Source organism: Pseudochelatococcus contaminans, from assembly GCF_014195635.1.
GTDB classification, from domain to species: Bacteria; Pseudomonadota; Alphaproteobacteria; order Rhizobiales; family Beijerinckiaceae; genus Pseudochelatococcus; species Pseudochelatococcus contaminans.
In genome coordinates this window covers 1-18,084 of the sequence record NZ_JACICC010000016.1, presented here as the reverse complement: position 1 = coordinate 18,084, position 18,084 = coordinate 1, and the positions used below count along the sequence as shown (strand labels likewise).

The window sequence follows — 18,084 nt, the reverse complement described above, 5'->3', positions numbered from 1 at the left end:
TGCGACGCGAGGTCACATATTTTCGAATGCGGCAAATAGCAGCTGGTCAGGCGCCGGGAAGCCACGCAGCCGGCGGGGTGTCGAATTCACCGCCCGGCGCCTCGACCTCGCCGAGCCAGATGCGGTCGTCGATGAACCGTGCGAACCTTGCCCGGCCAGTGCTGTACGAGCCGCCGTCCAGATTGATGCGATCACGCGCGAGTTGGTCGGCTGCTGATGTCACGACATCGAGATGCCCCTGCAGGTGACCATGGGCGACGAAAACGCCCTGATGCCCGCGCCGCCTCTCCTGCCGTGGCCAGAACCGCGCAAAGGTATAGCGCACCCACGCCCAATGCAGGTCGTAATCGAGACGACCGATGTCCACCTCGACCGGCGCGAGCAGGAAGGCGGCAAGCGGGATGCGTGGATTGACGCCGCCGTGAACGCACAGCACGTTGCCAGAGCGATAATATGGACGCAGGCCAGCGAACCAAGCCAAACGATCGGCCCCCAAGGCCTCGCGAACGTGGGATGGGTCGTCGACACCCAATTCCGCCAAAAAGCCGGGGCCACCGTGCTGCATCCACAACTTGCACGCGCTTGCGGAGCGTGGATCATCCGCCGGCAGCGTCGCAAGATGCACGATCTGTTCGTGGTTTCCCCAAAGCCCGACAACTTCATCCGAGCCCGTGCGTGGCCCGGCTTCGCGGGCCAGATCAAGCGCCCGCAGGGATTCGGGACCGCGATTGATCAGATCGCCGAGCAGAACCACGATCCGCCGCTTGCCCTCGACGCGGGGAACCTCGCCGATCCGCGCAAGCGCGGCTTCCAGAAGGCTTGCGTGGCCGTGGATATCGCCGATGGCGAATATTTCGGCATCGGGAGAAACCGGAAACGCGAGCCTGTCTTCTATCTCAAACACTTTATGTCTTTATCCCCAGATACGGCGCATCTGTCTGCAATCGCCTCATCTGTACAATAAACCTGAATGATGACAGGAAAAGGCCGTCATCACCCGAATACCGTCCATGACGATCACCGCGTGAAGCGGTTATCGCGCGGGAAGCCTTTGGGCGGCAGGCGTCCCGCATCAGCGCGGTTGCCAAGCCACGCAACGATTTCGGCTTCCGGCACAGTCCACGTGCGACCGGACGTATCCGTCCACGTCAGACCATCGGCAATGGCGAACACACGCACGTCCGAAACACCGCCATCGCCGTAGCGTTGCAGGCGTACGCCGCGACCGCGCGCCATTTCCGACAGTTGCGAGAGCGGGAACACCAGCAGCTTGCGGTTTTCACCGACCACCGCGACATGGTCCCCTTTGACCGGCACACACAGCCGCGCCTTGCCGGTGGCATCGAGGTTGAGCACCTGCTTGCCCTTGCGCGTGTTCGCGACGATTTCGTCGGCAGAAGCCACGAAGCCCCGCCCGTCACTTGCGACCAGCAGCAGCTTCTCGCCCGGCGTATAAGGAAAAGCGGAGACGATATCGGCGGTTTCATCAAGGTCGATCATCAACCGCAGCGGATCGCCAAAACCACGCCCACCGGGCAGTTTCGATGCATCGACCGTGAACACGCGGCCATTGTCTGCCAGCACGAGTATTCTTGCCGTGGTCTCGGTGGGGAACGACAGGAACAGCTTGTCATCGCCCTTGAATTGCAGCGACGACAGATCGGCTCCGTGCCCCTTCAGCGCTCTGATCCAGCCCTTTGCCGACAGGACGACCGTAATCGGCTCCTTCTCGACCATGGCCTCGGTCAAGTCCACGGCTGCCGCTTCCGGTGCCTCGGCAAACGTGGTGCGGCGGCGTCCCAGATCGGTATCGGGGCCGAAAATCTTGCGCACGTCCCGCACTTCCGTCGCAACCGCTTTCCACTGCTTCTCGTCCGATTCAAGCAGCGCCTCCAGCCCAGCCCGCTCCGCAGTGAGTTTATCGTGCTCGCGGCGCAGCTCCATTTCCTCCAGCTTGCGCAGCGACCGCAGCCGGGTGTTGAGGATGGCTTCTGCCTGAATATCATTCAGCGAAAACACTGCAATCAACGCGGGCTTGGGCTCGTCTTCCTCGCGGATGATGCGGATCACCCGGTCGAGGTCGAGATAGATAATCAGCAAGCCATCGAGAATTTCGAGGCGGCGGACGATCTCGCCCAGCCGGAAGCGCGAACGCCGCTGCAAGACCTCGCGCCGGTGGTCGAGCCATTCGCGCAATGCCGCGGCGAGACTGAGCACGCGCGGCACTTGCCCCGACGTGAGCACGTTCATGTTAAGCGAAAGCCGCGATTCCAGCTCGGTCAGCCGGAACAGCGATTCCATCATCAGCACCGGATCGACATTGCGCGCGCGCGGCTCAATGACGACGCGGATATCCTCAGCCGATTCGTCCCGGATATCCGCGACGAGCGGCAACTTCTTCGCCAGCAGCAGATCGGCGATCTTTTCGATAAGCCGGCCCTTGGTGACGCCATAGGGCACTTCCGTTACCACCACGGACCACACGCCGCGCGCGCCTTCTTCCTTCTCCCACCGGGCACGGACGCGAAAACCGCCACGGCCGGTGCGGTAGGCCTCGGCAATCGTTTCACGGGTGTCAACGATGATGCCGCCGGTCGGCAGATCCGGCCCCTGCACGAAGGTCAGCAGTTTGTCGGTATCTGCATCCGGATGGGCGATGAGGTAGAGCGCGGCGTCGCACAATTCGGCGGCGTTATGCGGCGGAATGGACGTCGCCATGCCCACGGCAATGCCCTGTGATCCATTGGCGAGCAAGTTGGGGAATGCAGCCGGCAGAACCACCGGCTCGCGGTTGCTTTCGTCGTAAGTCTCACGGAAATCGACGGAATCCTCATCGATGCCCTGCAAGAGAAGCTGCGCCACCACAGTCAGGCGCGCCTCGGTGTAACGCATGGCGGCGGCGTTATCGCCATCGATATTGCCGAAGTTGCCCTGCCCCTCGATCAGCGGGTAGCGCAGCGCGAAATCCTGCGCCAGGCGCACCAGCGCGTCATAAATCGACTGGTCGCCATGCGGATGGAATTGACCCATCACGTCACCGACAACGCGGGCGGACTTCTTGAAGGATGCTCCGGGATCGAGCCGCAGCAGGCGCATGCCGTAAAGGATGCGCCGGTGCACCGGCTTCAGCCCGTCGCGCGCATCGGGAAGCGCACGATGCATGATCGTCGACAGCGCATAGGCGAGGTAACGCTCCTCCAGCGCCGCGCGCAGGCTGACCTCTTCGATGCCGCCGTCAGAACCGCCAGATGGCGGCAGATCCGCTTTCTTGCCCATACGATACCAATGCCCGCGATACCAATGCCGGTCGAATCGCCACACGCGTCCCGGACGGAACGGATAACGAACAATCGCCCCCGCCGCAAGGCCGCACCGCCAGACGCCTGTTCAAACCAGCAGCGCGAGCAGGCGGGTGCGGGCGTCCGGCAGCGTCGTCTCACGCGGGCGGAACAGATCGCGCATCAGAAAATGCCCCGTCAGTACAAAAGCCGCGCGCACGGCCTCCACGCCCGGATGGCCGGCGCCCGCCATGAAGCCCTGCCCGGAACCGCTGTCACGCAGAAACGCCGGCAGCGGCAGCAGACGATCGCGATATGGCTCCGCAGCGGCCCGCGACACCGCCCTGCCCGAGCGCGGCGAGACATAGGCCAGATCCTGCGTCGCGCCGGTCAGCGCGCAATGCGACAGATCGAGGCCAAAGCCGAACTCCGCCAGCAGCGCCAGCTCAAATCGCACGAGCAGCACCGGCGCGATATCCGACTGGTCGAGATGTTCCAGCACCACCAGCGTTGCGTCGTAGAGCGCGGGATGGGGGTCGTGCTCCGGCAGCAGACGCAGCAATTCCGTCAGCAGACCCAACCCGTTCAGCGCCACCGGGGACGCGAGATAGCGGCCCGCCCGCGATGCCACCGGCTCGACCCGAAAATGGCCGAGCTGCCCCTCGATCCGTCCGCGCCAGACCGCCTCGACGGAATTGCCGGGCTGAAGCACGGGCTGCATCCGCAAGCTGCGCCCGCCGCGCACCATTCCCTGATGCCGGCCGCGCGCGCGCGTCAGCACGTCGAGGATGACGCCCGTCTCCCCATACCGGCGCGCGCCCAGAACGATGCCTTCCTCCTGCCACTGCATGATCGCTTCATATCACGGGCGCGGCATAGACGCACAGCGGCACAATTTAACATTTTTATTATGTGAAGGAAGGCAATGGCACGCCAGTTGATGCATTATTTTGTCGGCAGGCTGGAAAACTTATGGTATGCGATGACAACATATCTTCCGAACGCTTTCAGGATCGAATTTTCATGAGTGCTCCCTCCAACCCCGCAGAGACGAAGACTCTGGAACCGGCAGCCATTCCCGCCGGAGTCTACGCCGAAACCGTGCTGGACGTTACGCATTATACCGACAGCCTGTTCCGCTTCCGCACGACACGTCCGGACGGTTTCCGCTTCCGCTCGGGCGAGTTCGTCATGATCGGTCTCATCGTGGGGGACAAGCCGCTCTACCGTGCCTATTCGGTGGCAAGCCCCTCCTGGGCGGAAGAGCTGGAGTTCTTCTCCATCAAGGTGCCGGATGGCCCGCTGACGTCGCACCTGCAGAAGATCCAGCCCGGCGATAAGATCCTGCTGCGCAAAAAGCCCACCGGTACGCTGGTGCTGGATGCGCTGACCCCCGGCAAGCGCCTCTACCTGTTTTCGACCGGCACCGGCATCGCGCCTTTCGCAAGCCTGATCCGCGATCCGGAGACATACGAGAAGTTCGAGGAGGTTATCCTCACGCACACCACTCGCGAGGTGGCGGAACTCAAGTACGGCTTCGACCTCGTCGAGGAAATCCGCAACGACGAGATCTTGCGCGACATCGTTGGCGCTAAGCTGCGCCATTACGCCACCACCACGCGCGAAGAATTTCCGTTCCAGGGCCGCATTACCGACCTGATCGAAAACGGCAAGTTCTTCTCCGATCTCGGCCTGCCGCCGCTCGATCCTGCCACCGACAGGGGCATGATCTGCGGCTCGGCCGCGATGCTGAAGGATACCAAGGAGCTGCTTGAAAAGGCTGGCCTCGACGAGGGCGCCAACAACAAGCCCGCAGAATTCGTGATTGAACGCGCCTTCGTGGGCTGATACGCCCTGCGTAAAGCGCGTGAGGAATCCGAATTGTTCGATACTGAAAGCGGACGCGGGGTCGGCAACGGCCTTCGCGTCCATATTGTTGGCGGCGGCCCCGCCGGCCTGATCGCGGCGGAAATGCTGGCCGGACGCGGCTTTGCCGTGACCGTGTTCGAGCGGATGCCCTCGCCCGCACGCAAGTTTCTGATGGCCGGGCGCGGCGGCCTCAACCTCACCCATACCGAGCCTTTCCCGGCCTTCCTGCGCCGCTATGCGCAGGCACAGGACTTGCTGTCCCCTGCCATCGAGGCCTTTTCGCCCCGACGTTTGCGGGCATGGAGCCGGGATCTGGGCGAGCCGACCTTCGTGGGATCGAGCCGGCGCGTCTTTCCTCGCTCATACAAGGCGACGCCGTTGCTGCGTGCATGGCTCAAGCGGCTGGACACGCTTGGCGTATCCTTCGCATTCCGGCATGAATGGCTGGGCTTTTCTCCGCAGGGGCTACGCTTCGCAACACCTGACGGCGAGCAGATTGTCGCCGCTGACGCCACCTTGCTGGCACTGGGCGGCGGTTCATGGCCGCGACTGGGCTCGGACGGCAGCTGGGTGGATGTGCTGCGCGGCGAGGGAATCACGGTCGCGGACCTGCGCCCCTCCAATTGCGGTTTCACCGTCGCGTGGTCGGATATTCTACGCAAGCGCGCGGCAGGCGAGCCGCTGAAGCGCATCGCCGTAACCGGCGCGGGACTGACCGCGAATGGCGAGGCGCTGATTACCGAAACCGGCATCGAGGGCGGTGTGATCTACGCCTTATCGGCAGCCCTCCGCGATGCCATCGACCGCGACGGAGAGACTACGATCCACATCGATTTGCAAACCAGCATGAGCGTTGCGGAACTGGCATGGCGACTGGAAAGGGCGCGGTCGGGTCAATCGGCCTCCACCACACTGCGCAAGATCGCAGGCCTGTCGCCCGCGGCCGCGCTGCTGGTGCGGGAAAGTGGCCCACTGCCTTCATCGCCCGCCGCGCTGGCGGCGCTTATCAAGGCTGCGCCGGTGCGTCTCACGGGCACCCAGCCGCTGGCCCGCGCCATTTCCTCGGCGGGCGGTGTCGTGCATGCGGAAGTCGACGACGATTATATGCTGCGCAAGCGTCCGGGCGTTTTCGTCGCCGGTGAGATGCTGGACTGGGAAGCCCCCACCGGCGGTTATCTGCTGCAGGCGACCTTCGCCACCGGCGTTGCGGCGGCAGAAGGAATTATGCGCTTTCTGGAGTCACCGGATCAGCCTTGATCGTGACGATGTCTCCGTCGATGGAGAAATCGACATCAAGCCCGGCCGCGCGAGCCACCTGCCCGGTATAAAACGCCTGAATGCCGTGTGCGTCCACCTCGCCCGAGGCGGAGCGCCCGGCAACCAGTTCCTGAGCATTGACGGGAATGCGCGCCTGCGGCCCCTGCGCGGAGACGACGATGCGCGTCTCTGCAACCGAAGTGCCGAAATCCACGTCAACCGTGATGCGCCCGCCGCGCGGAATGGCGTTGGTGGCGACCAGAATAAGGTTGAGCAGCAGCTTGACCTTGTTCTTCGGCAGCAGACGGCGTTCGGCGTTCCATTGCAGGGACAGTTTGTCGTCGTGAATGAAGCCCTTGGCCACCTGCTCGGCATCGCCGAGGTCGATTTCAGCCCCGGCTGAACCGGCGGCGCCAAAGGCCAGCCGCGAGAACTGAAGCCGGGCCGATGCCTGACGGGCGCTTTTCTTGATGAGGTCGAGGGCGAACTCCTTCATGGAGATGTCGTCCTCGTCCTCCAGCACCTCAAGGCCGTTGACGATGGCGCCCACAGGGCTGATCACGTCGTGGCAGACCCGGCTGCATAGCAGGGCGGCGAGATCGAGCGCATCGAGGGATACAGCAGTCATGGAAGCTCCGCTACATATGACCTGAAGTGCGGGTGAGCGGATCTCGCCACGCATCGGGTAAAAAGTGTGTTACTGAAAACTCTGTTACACTTGGCTGTCGACCTTGAAAAGCAGCCAGAAGTCACGCTACCCAAATCAGGTTAACAGTTGGCAATTTCAAGCCATAAACCTGTGGGGATAGCGCACGCCGGAGATTGAAGCGTCCGGTGCCGCCGTTTCCATCGTTTACCGTCACTTGCGTTCGATTCGGTTTGACAGAACGCAAACGACTTCAAGGAGCTCCCATGCCGCAACCTCCGGACCCGCATGCTTTTTCACCGGATACCGCATTCACGGATGTCAGCCACTGGCATACGGACGATGCCGCGCGGGACGCGCTGGCGCTGCATCTGGGAGAGGTGTGCCGCCACGCCGGGGGCCTTATTCTGCAAGCGGTTGCACGGGGTTTCAACGTTTATCGCAAGCAGGACGGATCAAGCTATACGGATGCGGACGTCGAGGCCGAACGCTATATTCTGCAATCGCTTGCGGACTATTTTCCGGACGTTCCCGTCATTGCCGAAGAACAATCGGCTGCGCGCGCGGAAGCTGGCGAAGCGATTGGCCCCGCTTCATTGCCCGGAGCATTTTTCCTTGTGGACCCGCTCGACGGCACGCGCGATTTCGCCAACGGCGGGCTCGAATACACGGTCAACATTGCCGCCATCGTTGATTCGGTGCCGGTGGCGGGGGCGGTTTACGCGCCGGCCAGCAGCACCTTGTGGATCGGCGGAACACGGGCCTTTGCCGCCACCACGAAGCCCGACGCGCCGGCGGACGGTATCGAATGGCGGTCTATCCACACCCGTCTTGCGCCCGAAAAAGGATTGACCGCTCTCGCCAGCCGCCGCCACGGCGACGGCCTCACGGCGGCTTTCTTGAAAAAACTGCCGGTTGCCGAACACCTGTCCGCGTCGTCATCGGTAAAATTCTGCGTCATCGCCGAGGGGCTGGCGGACGTATATCCGCGCTTCGGCCCCACCATGGAGTGGGATACGGCGGCGGGTGATGCCGTATTGCGCGCGGCGGGCGGTCTCGTCACCGATGAAACCGGCGCGGCGCTGACTTACGGACGCACACAAGACGGCTATCTTAACGGTCCATTCATCGCGTGGGGCGATTCTCGCGTCAAACGACAGTTTTTCGGCGACGCAGCCTGATCTGGCGATGCCCTGATTCGAAATGCGCCTCGCAACAGCCACGTTTGACGCGCAGGTTTCGGAAGCATTCGGATTTGGTATGGCTTCCGAGGGGCTTGGAACTCGGAAAGGCCTGGAAGAAGCTTTGCAGAAAGCTTTGGAAAGGGCTTGGGCAACGCCTTGAAAGGAACAGCAGATGGAACCGACGCGTAAGGATTGCGCCCCTTCCCGCACCCTGGCCCCCAACCGGCGCGACTTGCTGACGGGTGTCGGTGCGGCACTGGCGTTGGCCGGCGGATTTGCAGCGAGCGGCCCCGCGCTGGCGCAGCAACCTCCGCCGCCCGGCTACACGCCCGCCCCCAACAATGACGACGGCTTCAACCCGGAAGAAATCGTCGAATCGGGACATCGCCTCTTCGGCTCAACGTCTCGCGGGCTTGCGCTGGCTGTGCAGAACGTGTTCGAGCGCTGGGGCAAGCCCAATGGCTACATTCTCGGACAGGAAGCCGCCGGCGCGTTTTTCGGCGGGCTGCGCTACGGCGAGGGCAAGATCTATACGCGCTCGATGGGCGAGCGCACCGTGTTCTGGCAAGGGCCATCGTTCGGGCTGGATTTCGGCGGCTCCGGCACGCGCACCATGATCCTCGTCTATCACCTGCCTTCGGTTGAGCAGTTGTTCCAGCGTTTCGCCGGTGTCGACGGCTCCGCCTATATCGTGGCCGGATTTGCGGTCTCGGCGCTGGCGGGCAAAGGCCAGCCGGGGCAGGATGTCGTCCTTGTACCGATTCGCACGGGTGTCGGCCTCAAGCTTGGCATTAACATCGGCTACCTCAAGTTTACGCCCCAATCGACCTGGAACCCGTTCTGATCTCCTGCCGGCCGAACGCCTCCATCTGACCGGAGGCCGTTTCACCGTTCATTGACCGCGAGAACCGACGTGCTCGAAACCGCTCTTATTTTCGCCGCCGGCTTTCTCGCGGCAGCCGTGCTGGCGCTGATGATCCTGCCCGGCGTCAACACCCGCGCCAGCCGTCTGGCACGCCACAGGCTCATGGCGCAATTCCCGATTTCCATCGAGGAACTGACGGCGCAGATGGATTATGTCCGCGCCGAAGGAGCCGTGGAGGCGCGCAAGCTCGAACGCCAGCTTGTGCGGGAGCGCGAGGCACACGCCCGGACGCGCGGCGAAATGGGCAAGGAAGACGCCGCGAGAAGCCGCGAGTTGCTAGACCTGAGAGAGGCCATCGAGCGGCTGACGGCGGAAAACGCCGAACTCAAAACCGTGAACGCGACTGTCACGCAAGATCGCGACGAAAAGGCCACGACTATTGAGAAGCTTCAGGTGCAGTTGACGAACGCCAATGTCAGCCTGAACTTCCTGCGTCGCAACTCGCCCAACGCTCCCAAGCCGGAAGACATCATCCGCGAGAATGCGCTGCTGCGCAAACGGATCGAAGCCGTGGCTTCGGACCTCGTCACGCTCGTCGAGGCGCGGGCGGGCGATGAAGCGAAAACGGCGGAAAAGCAACCGGCAGCGTGAGTGCGTGCAGATTCAGGCGACTCCTTAGTGCCTTGAAAAGCTTCATCACCCCCGCGCGGCGATGACGGCCAGCGCGGCTGTGACGACACCGGCGATGTCCAGCGCCGACGTATCCAGCACCACGGCATCGGATGCCACCACCAGCGGCGCGGATGAGCGATGCGAATCCCGTTCATCGCGCTGGCGGATTTCGACGAGTATGTCGTCAAGGGATACCGGCTCGCCGCGCGAGGCAAATTCCTGCGCCCGCCGCGCAGCCCGCACCTCCGGCGTGGCGGTGACGAACAGTTTCACCTCGGCGTCGGGGCAGATCACCGTGCCTATATCGCGCCCGTCGAGCACGGCCCCGCCTGGTTGGCTGGCAAACGTCTTCTGCAAAGCCAGCAGCGCCGTTCGCACACGCGGATGCGCGGCGACCACCGATGCCGCCTCGCCCATTTCGCGCCCGCGTAAACGCTCCTCATCCACTGAACCGGGCCTGAACGATTGTGCCACGGCCTCAGCCGCCGCCTCGTCACCCAGAGGCAGGCCGTCGTCCAGCATGACGCGCGCCACGCCCCGATAAAGCATGCCCGTATCGAGATATGGCAGGCCGAAATGCGCCGCGAGCCGTTTGGCCAGCGTGCCTTTGCCTGACGCAGCCGGTCCGTCGATTGCGATAATCATGCCGCCGCCTCGCTGATCTCGCCTCCGAGATCGCGCATCAGCGGCACGAACGCCGGGAAGCTCGTGGCGATCATCGCCCCGTCATCGACGCGCATCCCCTCGCGTGCAGCCAATCCGAGCACGAGGAAGGACATGGCGATGCGATGATCCAGATGCGTCACCGCCACGCCGCCGCCGCGCACCTCGCCAGCACCCCCGGTGACGATGAGGTCATCGCCCTCGATGCGCACATCCACACCCGCAGCCGCCAGACCGTCCGCGACGGCCTGCAAGCGATCCGATTCCTTGACGCGCAGCTCATGCAGGCCGCGCATGCGCGTTTCCCCGGAGGCAAAGGCGGCAGCGACCGCCAGCACGGGATATTCGTCGATCATGGAAGGTGCGCGCTCTGCGGGCACATCAACGCCTTTAAGCGCGCCGGCGCGCACGCGCAGGTCTGCGATGGTCTCGCCGCCTTCCTCACGCCGGTTCAGTTCCTCGATATCCGCGCCCATCTCGCGCAGGGTGGTGAACAGGCCGGTGCGCAACGGGTTGGTCATCACCCCTTCCAGCACGATTTCCGACCCGGGCACGATAAGCGCCGCCACCAGTGGAAACGCCGCCGAGGACGGATCGGACGGCACCACGATATCGCGCGCCACCAGTTCCGGCTGGCCCGTCAGCGTGATGCGCCGGCCATGCTCGCCATGCGGCTCCACGACAACTTCCGCGCCGAAATGGCGCAGCAAATGCTCCGTATGGTCGCGCGAGGCTTCCTTTTCGATCACCGTGGTCTTGCCCGGCGCATTCAGCCCCGCCAGAAGCACCGCCGATTTGATCTGCGCCGAGGCGACCGGCGTTTCATAAACAATCGGCACCGCCTCACGCGGGCCGCGAATCGTCAGCGGCAGGCGTCCCCCGTCCTGCTCCGATTCGACGACAGCGCCCATCTCCAGCAGCGGATCGACAATGCGCCGCATGGGCCGCTTGCGCAGCGAAGCGTCGCCATCGAACGTCGCGCGGATTGGATGCGACGCCACCACCCCCATGGTGAGACGCGATCCCGTGCCGGCATTGCCGAAGTCCAGCACGCCGGTAGGTTCCTGCAAACCACCGACACCAACGCCACGTACGCGCCATTCCCCATCACCGAGCCGCTCGGCGATGCCGCCCAGCGCCCGCACCGCATCGGCGGTGCGCAGCACATCCTCGCCTTCCAGCAGGCCGGTGACGCATGTTTCGCCAACGGCGAGCAGGCCGAATAGCAACGCGCGGTGCGAAATCGATTTGTCGCCCGGCACCCGCGCATGTCCCCGCAAGGACGCTGACGGGCGGGCGACGACCTCGAACGGTTCCGGATGGCTTGCGGACATGATCGACATTCCTCAACAAAAGGCTTCGGACAACTCCATATGCCAAAGCCTCCTAGCAGACGCGGCGCGACGCGTCATCTGCGGAAACAATGACGCGTTTGCGCGGTGCGGTGTTGCATATGCCGGCTTGCGTGCTAATCCACGGTCTTTATAGTCGCAGAAATCGCGGGCTCCCGTGTCGCGCCCGCCCAACGGACCGGACTCATGACTGACAAGCGCGTGAAAAAAGTGGTGCTCGCCTATTCCGGCGGCCTCGATACCTCGATCATCCTGAAGTGGTTGCAGACCAACTACCAGGCCGAAGTGGTGACCTTCACCGCCGATCTCGGCCAGGGCGAGGAACTGGAGCCCGCGCGCGAGAAAGCCCTGCTCCTCGGCATCAAGCCCGAGAATATCTTCATCGAGGATCTGCGCGAGGAGTTCGTCCGCGATTACGTCTTCCCGATGTTCCGCGCCAATGCCCAGTATGAGGGCCTTTACCTGCTTGGCACGTCCATCGCCCGCCCGCTCATTGCCAAGAAGCAGATCGAGATTGCCGAAAAGACCGGCGCGGACGCCGTTTCCCACGGCGCGACCGGCAAGGGCAACGATCAGGTGCGCTTCGAACTGGGCTATTATGCGCTCAAGCCGGACGTCACCGTCATCGCCCCGTGGCGCGAGTGGGATCTGACCTCGCGCACCAAGCTCATCGAGTTTGCGGAGATGAACCAGATTCCGATCGCCAAGGACAAGCGCGGCGATGCCCCCTTCTCCGTCGACGCCAACCTGCTGCACACCTCGTCCGAGGGCAAGGTGCTGGAAGACCCGGCAGACGAAGTGCCGGAATACGTGTTCTCGCGCAGCGTCTCCCCCGAGGCCGCGCCGGACAAGCCCACCTACATCACCATCGATTTTGAAAAGGGCGACCCCGTCGCCATCGACGGCGAGAAGCTGTCGCCCGCCACCCTGCTGACCAAGCTCAACAAGCTCGGCGGCGAGAATGGCATCGGCCGGCTGGATCTGGTCGAGAATCGTTTCGTGGGCATGAAGTCGCGCGGCATGTATGAAACGCCCGGCGGCACCATTCTGTGGTACGCGCACCGTGCCATCGAGCAGGTCACGCTCGATCGCGGCGCGGCGCACCTCAAGGATGAGCTGATGCCGAAATATGCCGAACTGATCTACAACGGTTTCTGGTTCTCGCCCGAGCGCGAGCTGCTGCAAAAGCTCATCGACGCCAGCCAGGAATTCGTCACCGGCCAGGTGCGGCTGAAGCTCTACAAGGGCGGCGTGCACATCGTCGGCCGCGAGAGCCCGTTCTCGCTGTACGATCAGGATCTCGTCACCTTCGAGGATGGCGCGGTCGCCTACGATCACCGCGATGCCGAAGGCTTCATCCGTCTCAACGCGCTCCGGCTGCGCACGCTGGCGCAGCGCAAGCGCAAGCTCGGGCAATAATCCATGCCGGTATCCTTCCTTGCGGACAGGGGCGTCGTGAAAGTGGCGGGAGAAGAAGCCCCTCACTTTCTGCAAAACCTTGTCACCAGCCATGTCGATAATCTCGCGCCCGGCGAGGCGCGCTGGTTCGGGCTGCTGACCCCGCAAGGAAAGATCCTGTTCGACGGCCTTGCCGTCGCCGTTCCGGAAGAAAACGGCGGCGGCTATCTACTCGATGTCGCAGGCGATCAGGCTGCCGCACTGGCCAAGCGTCTCGGCTTTTACAAGCTGCGCGCCAAAGTAACCGTCGAGGATCTCTCGGAGTCCTTGGGCGTGGGCGTCGTGTGGGGCGATGAGAATGCCCCGGACGTGCAAGGCATCACTTTCACCGACCCGCGCCTTGCCGCGCTCGGCACGCGGATCATCGCGGATCGCGCAACCCTTACGGCGCTCGGCGATTCCGCGGCCAGTTGGCACGCGCATCGCATCGGGCTGGGTGTGCCGGAAGGCGGCAAGGATTATCCGTGGAGCGACGCCTTCCCACATGAGGTGCTGATGGACCAGTTGCAGGGCGTGGCTTTCGACAAGGGCTGCTATGTCGGGCAGGAAGTCGTGTCGCGCATGCACCACCGCAAGACCGCTCGCACCCGCATCGTGCCCGTGACCTTCACCGGCGATGCCCCGGCAGCGGGCGCGGATGTCTTGACTAGCACCAAGGTTTCCGGCCGCATCGGCTCGGTCGCGCCGGGCCGCGCGCTGGCCAGTCTGCGTCTCGACCGGGCCGCGGAAGCGATTGCCGCCGGCGAGCCGATCACGGCGGATGGCATAGCGCTGACGCTCGACAAGCCTGCTTTCGCCACCTTCGTCTTTCCCGGCGAGGACGGTGCCGCATGAGCGATTTTGTCCGGCTGCATGACGATGGCAAGGCCCGCTGCCTGTGGCCGGGTGTCGATCCGTTTTACGTCGCCTACCATGACGACGAATGGGGCGTGCCGGAATACGACGACCGGGCACTGTTCGAGAAGCTGATCCTGGATGGTTTTCAGGCTGGCCTGTCGTGGATCACCATTCTGCGCAAGCGCGAGAATTTCCGCGCAGCCTTCGCCGATTTCAACCCCGAAATCATCGCGCGTTTCGATGCTGCTCAGGTTGAAGCACTGATGCAGGACACGGGCATCGTCCGCAACCGCGCCAAGATCACCGGCACCATTGAAAGCGCCCGCGTGTGGCTGGCGATTCAGGAGCGTGGCTCATTCAGCGATTTCCTGTGGGATTTTGTCGATGGCCGCCCGGTCGTCAACCATTTCCGTAACCGGGCGGACGTTCCGGCGGAAACCGAAACCTCGCAGAAAATGTCGAAGGCGCTTAAAAAGGCAGGTTTCAAGTTCTGCGGCCCCACCATCACCTATGCTTTCATGCAGGCGGTCGGCATGGTCAACGATCACATGGTCGATTGCTGTTGCCACGCCAGATGCGCCGCGCTGGCCGAAGCACCGCGCCCCTGATCATGGCCCCGCGTTCCCCAAAACCGCCGCGCGTGTGGCAGCGCATGCTATCCGGCCGCAGGCTCGACCTTATCGATCCCTCGCCGCTGGATGTCGAGATCGAAGACATCGCCCACGGCCTTGCCCGTGTCGCGCGCTGGAACGGCCAGACGCTGGGGCCGCATATCTATTCCGTCGCCCAGCACACACTGCTGGTGGCGCAATTTGCACAAGCCGTCGATCCTGAACTGCCGCGCGATGCGCGCCTGGCAGTGCTGTTGCACGATGGGGCAGAATATGTCGTTGGCGACATCATCTCCCCCTTCAAGGCGGTCTTGGGCGACGGCTACAAGGATATTGAAAAACGCCTGCTGGCGGCGATCCATATCCGTTTTGGCCTGCCCCCACACCCCCCCGCATCCATAGCCAAGGCGATCAAGCGCGCGGATCAGGCCGCAGCCTTCTATGAGGCAACGCGCCTCGCCGGGTTCGGGCTGGATGAAGCGCGCGGCTTTTTCGGCAAACCGCTTCCCCTTCCCCATGACGGCGAAACGTTCCTGCAGCCGTGGGACGCCGAAACGGCAAAGACACGGTTTCTCGCCACGTTCGAGGCTGCTTTTAACGGCTGACCAAATGGTGCAGCGCAATGCCGCTGGTCGTGGCCACGTTCAGCGAGTCGAACGTCCCATGCATCGGAATCGAAACCGTGCGGCAGCGAGCCAGCACATCATCGGGCAAGCCCGGCCCCTCGGTTCCCAATAGCAGCGCCGCCCGCCGGGGCGGTTCAAGCGCAGACAAGGTATCCATGCCGCGCGGACTGAGCGCCAGCACGGAAAACCCTGCATCCGTTAGCAAATCGACCAGCGCATGAGCTGATGCCTCACGGAAAAACGGCACGCACAAAGCCCCGCCCACAGAAACACGGATCGCTTTTCGATAAAGCGGATCGCAACTCGTATCATCGAGCAGCACAGCATCCGCCCCGAACGCTGCTGCATTGCGGAAGATGCCACCAACATTATCGTGGTTGGCAAGGCCGACAAAGCCGACGACAAGCGCCCGCTCCGGCAATGCCGCAAGAAAAGCCGCAGCCTCCCCCTGCTCCCGCCGCCTGCCAACAGCAAGCACGCCGCGATGAATGGGGAACCCGGCAACGGCGTCCATCACCTCACGAGACGCGACATAAAGCGGCACGGTCGCAGGCACGTCTTGCAGCAGGTGGGCGATATGCGGCAGGCGCTTGTCCAGCACGAACACGGACTCGACCGCATGCAGCTTCTGCCGCAACAGGACCGCAAGCACAGTCTCGCCCTCGGCGATGAACCTGCCCTCGCGGCCAACGAGATCACGTTCGCGGATGCTCACATAGGCTTCGACCCGCGGGTCGTCCGGCCGGTCTATGTGGCAGACTTCAAAACCGACAGCCGAATATGCGACAGGCACGCGTCAGAAATCGAACAATTCGCTGAGGAAGCTTTCGCGCTTCTTCGGCTTTCCGTCGCGATGCTTGTATTCGTCCTCATCCTTGCGCCGACGATCTTGCGACACGTCATACTCTTCACGCCGCGTCTCGCGCTGTTCGCGCTGCGGAATGAACTGCGCCGCCTGTTGCGGCGGCTGGGACGAGCGCTCCAGAATTTTATCAAGCTCGCCCCGATCCAGCCAGACGCCCCGGCATTTCGGGCAATAGTCGATCTCGACCCCGTTTCGTTCGGTCATCATCAGCGTTTGGTTGTCCACCGGACACTGCATGGCTGTTCAACTCCCTGGCCGTTGCAATCTGCCGCATGAGATGGGCCGCATTCCCCGGACTGTCAAGGAGCACGCAAAATTCAGCCCGGCGGATGTTGGTCACCCGTTGCTCTCCAATGAGGCATGCTTTTGACTGCGCCTCCAACATGAACTGGATAAGGCAGACGATAGGCCGCGGGAAAATCCCGCCCGTCGTTGAAGTGGTAATAGGTGTCGTGCGTCAGCGTGTGATCTTTTATAAGTGGCCAAACCTCGTTTGCGAGGAATAACTGATCCGCGAACTTGTTATCGAAATACTTGGGGCTCTTGCGCAAAATCTCACGGATAGATGGCAAAAGGCCGGCGGCCCCTCCCCACATGCCGGCAAGGATAAGCTCCATATGATACACGTGATCGCGCATGATGTGGAACGCCTTGCCCGAGCGCAGCCATTCCTCGACAGCTATCAGCTCTTGTCCGTTGAGACGTGAATCGGCGTCACGGCACAGGAAAAAATCGATCTGAGGGTCATCTGACGCCAGAAACCGCCAGAACGGCTTCACTCTCGCCAGATCAGGATCGACAACTCGAATGGTTTGCGCTCCAGCCCTTCTCAGCTCTTCGAGCGCATCGGCCGGGACAGAGTCATCGTGATAGAAACGTGCCTTCCAGCCTGTGTAGAGGTGCGGCGTGATGCGGGCGTTCTGAATGGCGCCATGGACGTAAACCGGATTATCTCCCCATAAGGAGAACGCTATGATGTTTTTCGCGTGCGCCCGAGGGTTATAGGCGCGCAAAGGTTCCGTCGCCTTCAAAGCCGGCTTCTCGTTCTGGCTGTTGAAATATTCCGTACTGCGACGGTCCTTTTCGATGAGATTGATGAAGCCTTGCGCAAGGGCATCATTTTTCCGGTCTGCCCGTGCCAGCAATGTGACAAGTGCATTTCGTGTATCGATGTCGCTTCTTATAGAGAGGGATTTTTGCAGCGCCTCTATGGCGTCTGTATTGTTGCCGGCGCGCTTGAGCACCATGCCATACCATGTCCAGCCATCGGCATAGTCCGGGTGGTGATCGAGCAAAAGGCGATAAGCGGCGACCGCCTCTTCCTTTCGCCCGGCCTGTGAGAAGGCACTGGCGCGGTAAAGCAGCGCTTCCCGATCGTTATCCAATAGTCTGGCGGCTTCGAGATAGTATTCACCCGCCTTGTCGACATATCCACTTTTTGCTGCCTTTTGGGCACTGGTCCTGAGATCGCGATAGCGCGTGTTCAAATCCGTTGCAGCATGATTCTCTGCCATGATGACCTGCTCATTTCGATGTTGACTGCCACAAGCTGTAAAAGCAGAAGCGGGCCGAAAGGCCCGCTTCCTTGTTCAGATTATCGGCCGATCTCAGACTTCGTGGATCTCGCGGCCTTCGTAGATGCCGTACTGCAGGTAGTGCGTCAGCGGGTTGATGCCTGCTGCAGCCACGTCCGCGTTCTCTGCCAGATAAGCGTTGGCGTCGAACTCGGACGATGCCACCCGGCCTTCGCGCCAGCCGTAGGTGTTGTAGTGCGCCAGCGGATCGACGCCAGCAGCCGCAACGTCTGCGTTCGCGGCCAGATAGTCAGCCGGATCGAAGAGCGTGTTGGCCGAACGGCCTTCCTTGAAGCCATACTCGGCGAAGTGCGTGCGGGCATCCAC

General features: G+C 62.7%; 18 protein-coding genes and 1 pseudogene. 9 read left to right on the top strand and 10 right to left on the bottom strand.

The features are described from left to right. Positions 1-46: 46 nt before the first annotated feature. From FHS81_RS16925 to recO, 3 genes are all read right to left on the bottom strand, one after another. Positions 47-904: a metallophosphoesterase gene (locus FHS81_RS16925; RefSeq protein WP_183754711.1), complete on the bottom strand. Its 858-nt coding sequence runs from the start codon at positions 902-904 to the stop codon at positions 47-49. Between the two features lie 113 nt (positions 905-1,017). Continuing rightward, on the bottom strand, positions 1,018-3,276 hold the full coding sequence (gene parC, locus FHS81_RS16920; RefSeq protein ID WP_183754709.1) for a DNA topoisomerase IV subunit A: 2,259 nt from the start codon (positions 3,274-3,276) through the stop codon (positions 1,018-1,020). 111 nt (positions 3,277-3,387) lie between these two features. Then, positions 3,388-4,128, bottom strand: a complete 741-nt coding sequence (recO, locus tag FHS81_RS16915) for a DNA repair protein RecO (protein WP_183754707.1) — start codon at positions 4,126-4,128, stop codon at positions 3,388-3,390. A 173-nt stretch (positions 4,129-4,301) separates the two neighbouring features. Here recO and FHS81_RS16910 point away from each other — a divergent pair, with 173 nt between their 5' ends. Beyond that, entirely contained in the window at positions 4,302-5,126 is an 825-nt protein-coding gene (locus FHS81_RS16910) for a ferredoxin--NADP reductase (protein ID WP_183754705.1), read from the top strand. Between the two features lie 33 nt (positions 5,127-5,159). Continuing rightward, positions 5,160-6,404, top strand: coding sequence for a TIGR03862 family flavoprotein (locus FHS81_RS16905; protein WP_210281795.1), 1,245 nt, complete (start codon positions 5,160-5,162; stop codon positions 6,402-6,404). On the opposite strand, the gene chpT is transcribed toward FHS81_RS16905, so the two are convergent. Then, entirely contained in the window at positions 6,370-7,032 is a 663-nt protein-coding gene (gene chpT / locus FHS81_RS16900; protein ID WP_183754703.1) for a histidine phosphotransferase ChpT, read from the bottom strand. The two genes, FHS81_RS16905 and chpT, sit on opposite strands and share 35 nt — an antisense overlap. Positions 7,033-7,316: 284 nt before the next feature. Between chpT and FHS81_RS16895 the strand changes: the two genes are divergently transcribed. The 3 genes from FHS81_RS16895 to FHS81_RS16885 all read left to right on the top strand — a co-directional run bounded on the left by FHS81_RS16895 (position 7,317) and on the right by FHS81_RS16885 (position 9,750). Further along, on the top strand, positions 7,317-8,231 hold the full coding sequence (locus FHS81_RS16895; RefSeq protein WP_183754701.1) for a 3'(2'),5'-bisphosphate nucleotidase CysQ family protein: 915 nt from the start codon (positions 7,317-7,319) through the stop codon (positions 8,229-8,231). A 175-nt stretch (positions 8,232-8,406) separates the two neighbouring features. Next, positions 8,407-9,078 (top strand): DUF1134 domain-containing protein, encoded by a 672-nt coding sequence (locus FHS81_RS16890; protein WP_183754699.1) that lies wholly within the window; start codon positions 8,407-8,409, stop codon positions 9,076-9,078. Positions 9,079-9,129: 51 nt separating this feature from the next. Beyond that, positions 9,130-9,750: a hypothetical protein gene (locus FHS81_RS16885; protein ID WP_183754697.1), complete on the top strand. Its 621-nt coding sequence runs from the start codon at positions 9,130-9,132 to the stop codon at positions 9,748-9,750. A 45-nt stretch (positions 9,751-9,795) separates the two neighbouring features. On the opposite strand, the gene cmk is transcribed toward FHS81_RS16885, so the two are convergent. Together cmk and aroA are read right to left on the bottom strand one after the other, a co-directional pair. Further along, on the bottom strand, positions 9,796-10,416 hold the full coding sequence (gene cmk / locus FHS81_RS16880; protein ID WP_183754695.1) for a (d)CMP kinase: 621 nt from the start codon (positions 10,414-10,416) through the stop codon (positions 9,796-9,798). After that, entirely contained in the window at positions 10,413-11,768 is a 1,356-nt protein-coding gene (gene aroA, locus FHS81_RS16875) for a 3-phosphoshikimate 1-carboxyvinyltransferase (RefSeq protein WP_183754693.1), read from the bottom strand. The genes cmk and aroA overlap by 4 nt, the downstream gene beginning before the upstream one ends. A 204-nt stretch (positions 11,769-11,972) precedes the next feature. On the opposite strand from aroA, the gene FHS81_RS16870 reads away from it, so the two are divergent. The 4 genes from FHS81_RS16870 to FHS81_RS16855 are packed head-to-tail and all read left to right on the top strand — an operon-like array spanning position 11,973 to position 15,297. Then, positions 11,973-13,205: an argininosuccinate synthase gene (locus FHS81_RS16870; RefSeq protein WP_183754691.1), complete on the top strand. Its 1,233-nt coding sequence runs from the start codon at positions 11,973-11,975 to the stop codon at positions 13,203-13,205. Between the two features lie 3 nt (positions 13,206-13,208). After that, positions 13,209-14,078 carry a CAF17-like 4Fe-4S cluster assembly/insertion protein YgfZ gene (ygfZ, locus tag FHS81_RS16865; RefSeq protein ID WP_183754689.1) on the top strand — a complete coding sequence of 290 codons (870 nt, stop codon included), beginning with the start codon at positions 13,209-13,211 and terminating at the stop codon, positions 14,076-14,078. After that, complete coding sequence (locus FHS81_RS16860; protein ID WP_183754686.1) at positions 14,075-14,689, top strand: DNA-3-methyladenine glycosylase I; 615 nt, start codon at positions 14,075-14,077, stop codon at positions 14,687-14,689. The genes ygfZ and FHS81_RS16860 overlap by 4 nt, the downstream gene beginning before the upstream one ends. A 2-nt stretch (positions 14,690-14,691) precedes the next feature. Then, positions 14,692-15,297 (top strand): HD domain-containing protein, encoded by a 606-nt coding sequence (locus FHS81_RS16855; RefSeq protein WP_183754684.1) that lies wholly within the window; start codon positions 14,692-14,694, stop codon positions 15,295-15,297. Here the strand turns inward: FHS81_RS16855 and FHS81_RS16850 are convergent. The 4 genes and pseudogenes from FHS81_RS16850 to FHS81_RS16835 form a co-directional block, all read right to left on the bottom strand. Then, complete coding sequence (locus FHS81_RS16850) at positions 15,287-16,111, bottom strand: TrmH family RNA methyltransferase (protein WP_343052537.1); 825 nt, start codon at positions 16,109-16,111, stop codon at positions 15,287-15,289. The genes FHS81_RS16855 and FHS81_RS16850 overlap by 11 nt on opposite strands. 3 nt (positions 16,112-16,114) lie before the next feature. After that, entirely contained in the window at positions 16,115-16,420 is a 306-nt protein-coding gene (locus FHS81_RS16845; RefSeq protein ID WP_183754682.1) for a TFIIB-type zinc ribbon-containing protein, read from the bottom strand. 80 nt (positions 16,421-16,500) lie between these two features. Beyond that, positions 16,501-17,697, bottom strand: coding sequence for a tetratricopeptide repeat protein (locus FHS81_RS16840; RefSeq protein WP_210281793.1), 1,197 nt, complete (start codon positions 17,695-17,697; stop codon positions 16,501-16,503). A gap of 93 nt (positions 17,698-17,790) precedes the next feature. Then, a pseudogene (locus FHS81_RS16835) lies at positions 17,791-18,084 on the bottom strand (calcium-binding protein); the annotation flags it as partial.

What these genes read in the sequence shown, in the direction of transcription:
- parC (WP_183754709.1), bottom strand. Translation starts at nt 3,276, where the DNA reads ATGGGCAAGAAAGCGGATCTGCCGCCATCTGGCGGTTCTGACGGCGGC.
- recO (WP_183754707.1), bottom strand. Translation starts at nt 4,128, where the DNA reads ATGCAGTGGCAGGAGGAAGGCATCGTTCTGGGCGCGCGCCGGTATGGG.
- FHS81_RS16910 (WP_183754705.1), top strand. Translation starts at nt 4,302, where the DNA reads ATGAGTGCTCCCTCCAACCCCGCAGAGACGAAGACTCTGGAACCGGCA.
- chpT (WP_183754703.1), bottom strand. Translation starts at nt 7,032, where the DNA reads ATGACTGCTGTATCCCTCGATGCGCTCGATCTCGCCGCCCTGCTATGC.
- FHS81_RS16895 (WP_183754701.1), top strand. Translation starts at nt 7,317, where the DNA reads ATGCCGCAACCTCCGGACCCGCATGCTTTTTCACCGGATACCGCATTC.
- FHS81_RS16890 (WP_183754699.1), top strand. Translation starts at nt 8,407, where the DNA reads ATGGAACCGACGCGTAAGGATTGCGCCCCTTCCCGCACCCTGGCCCCC.
- cmk (WP_183754695.1), bottom strand. Translation starts at nt 10,416, where the DNA reads ATGATTATCGCAATCGACGGACCGGCTGCGTCAGGCAAAGGCACGCTG.
- aroA (WP_183754693.1), bottom strand. Translation starts at nt 11,768, where the DNA reads ATGTCCGCAAGCCATCCGGAACCGTTCGAGGTCGTCGCCCGCCCGTCA.
- FHS81_RS16870 (WP_183754691.1), top strand. Translation starts at nt 11,973, where the DNA reads ATGACTGACAAGCGCGTGAAAAAAGTGGTGCTCGCCTATTCCGGCGGC.
- ygfZ (WP_183754689.1), top strand. Translation starts at nt 13,209, where the DNA reads ATGCCGGTATCCTTCCTTGCGGACAGGGGCGTCGTGAAAGTGGCGGGA.
- FHS81_RS16860 (WP_183754686.1), top strand. Translation starts at nt 14,075, where the DNA reads ATGAGCGATTTTGTCCGGCTGCATGACGATGGCAAGGCCCGCTGCCTG.
- FHS81_RS16855 (WP_183754684.1), top strand. Translation starts at nt 14,692, where the DNA reads ATGGCCCCGCGTTCCCCAAAACCGCCGCGCGTGTGGCAGCGCATGCTA.
- FHS81_RS16845 (WP_183754682.1), bottom strand. Translation starts at nt 16,420, where the DNA reads ATGCAGTGTCCGGTGGACAACCAAACGCTGATGATGACCGAACGAAAC.
- FHS81_RS16840 (WP_210281793.1), bottom strand. Translation starts at nt 17,697, where the DNA reads ATGGCAGAGAATCATGCTGCAACGGATTTGAACACGCGCTATCGCGAT.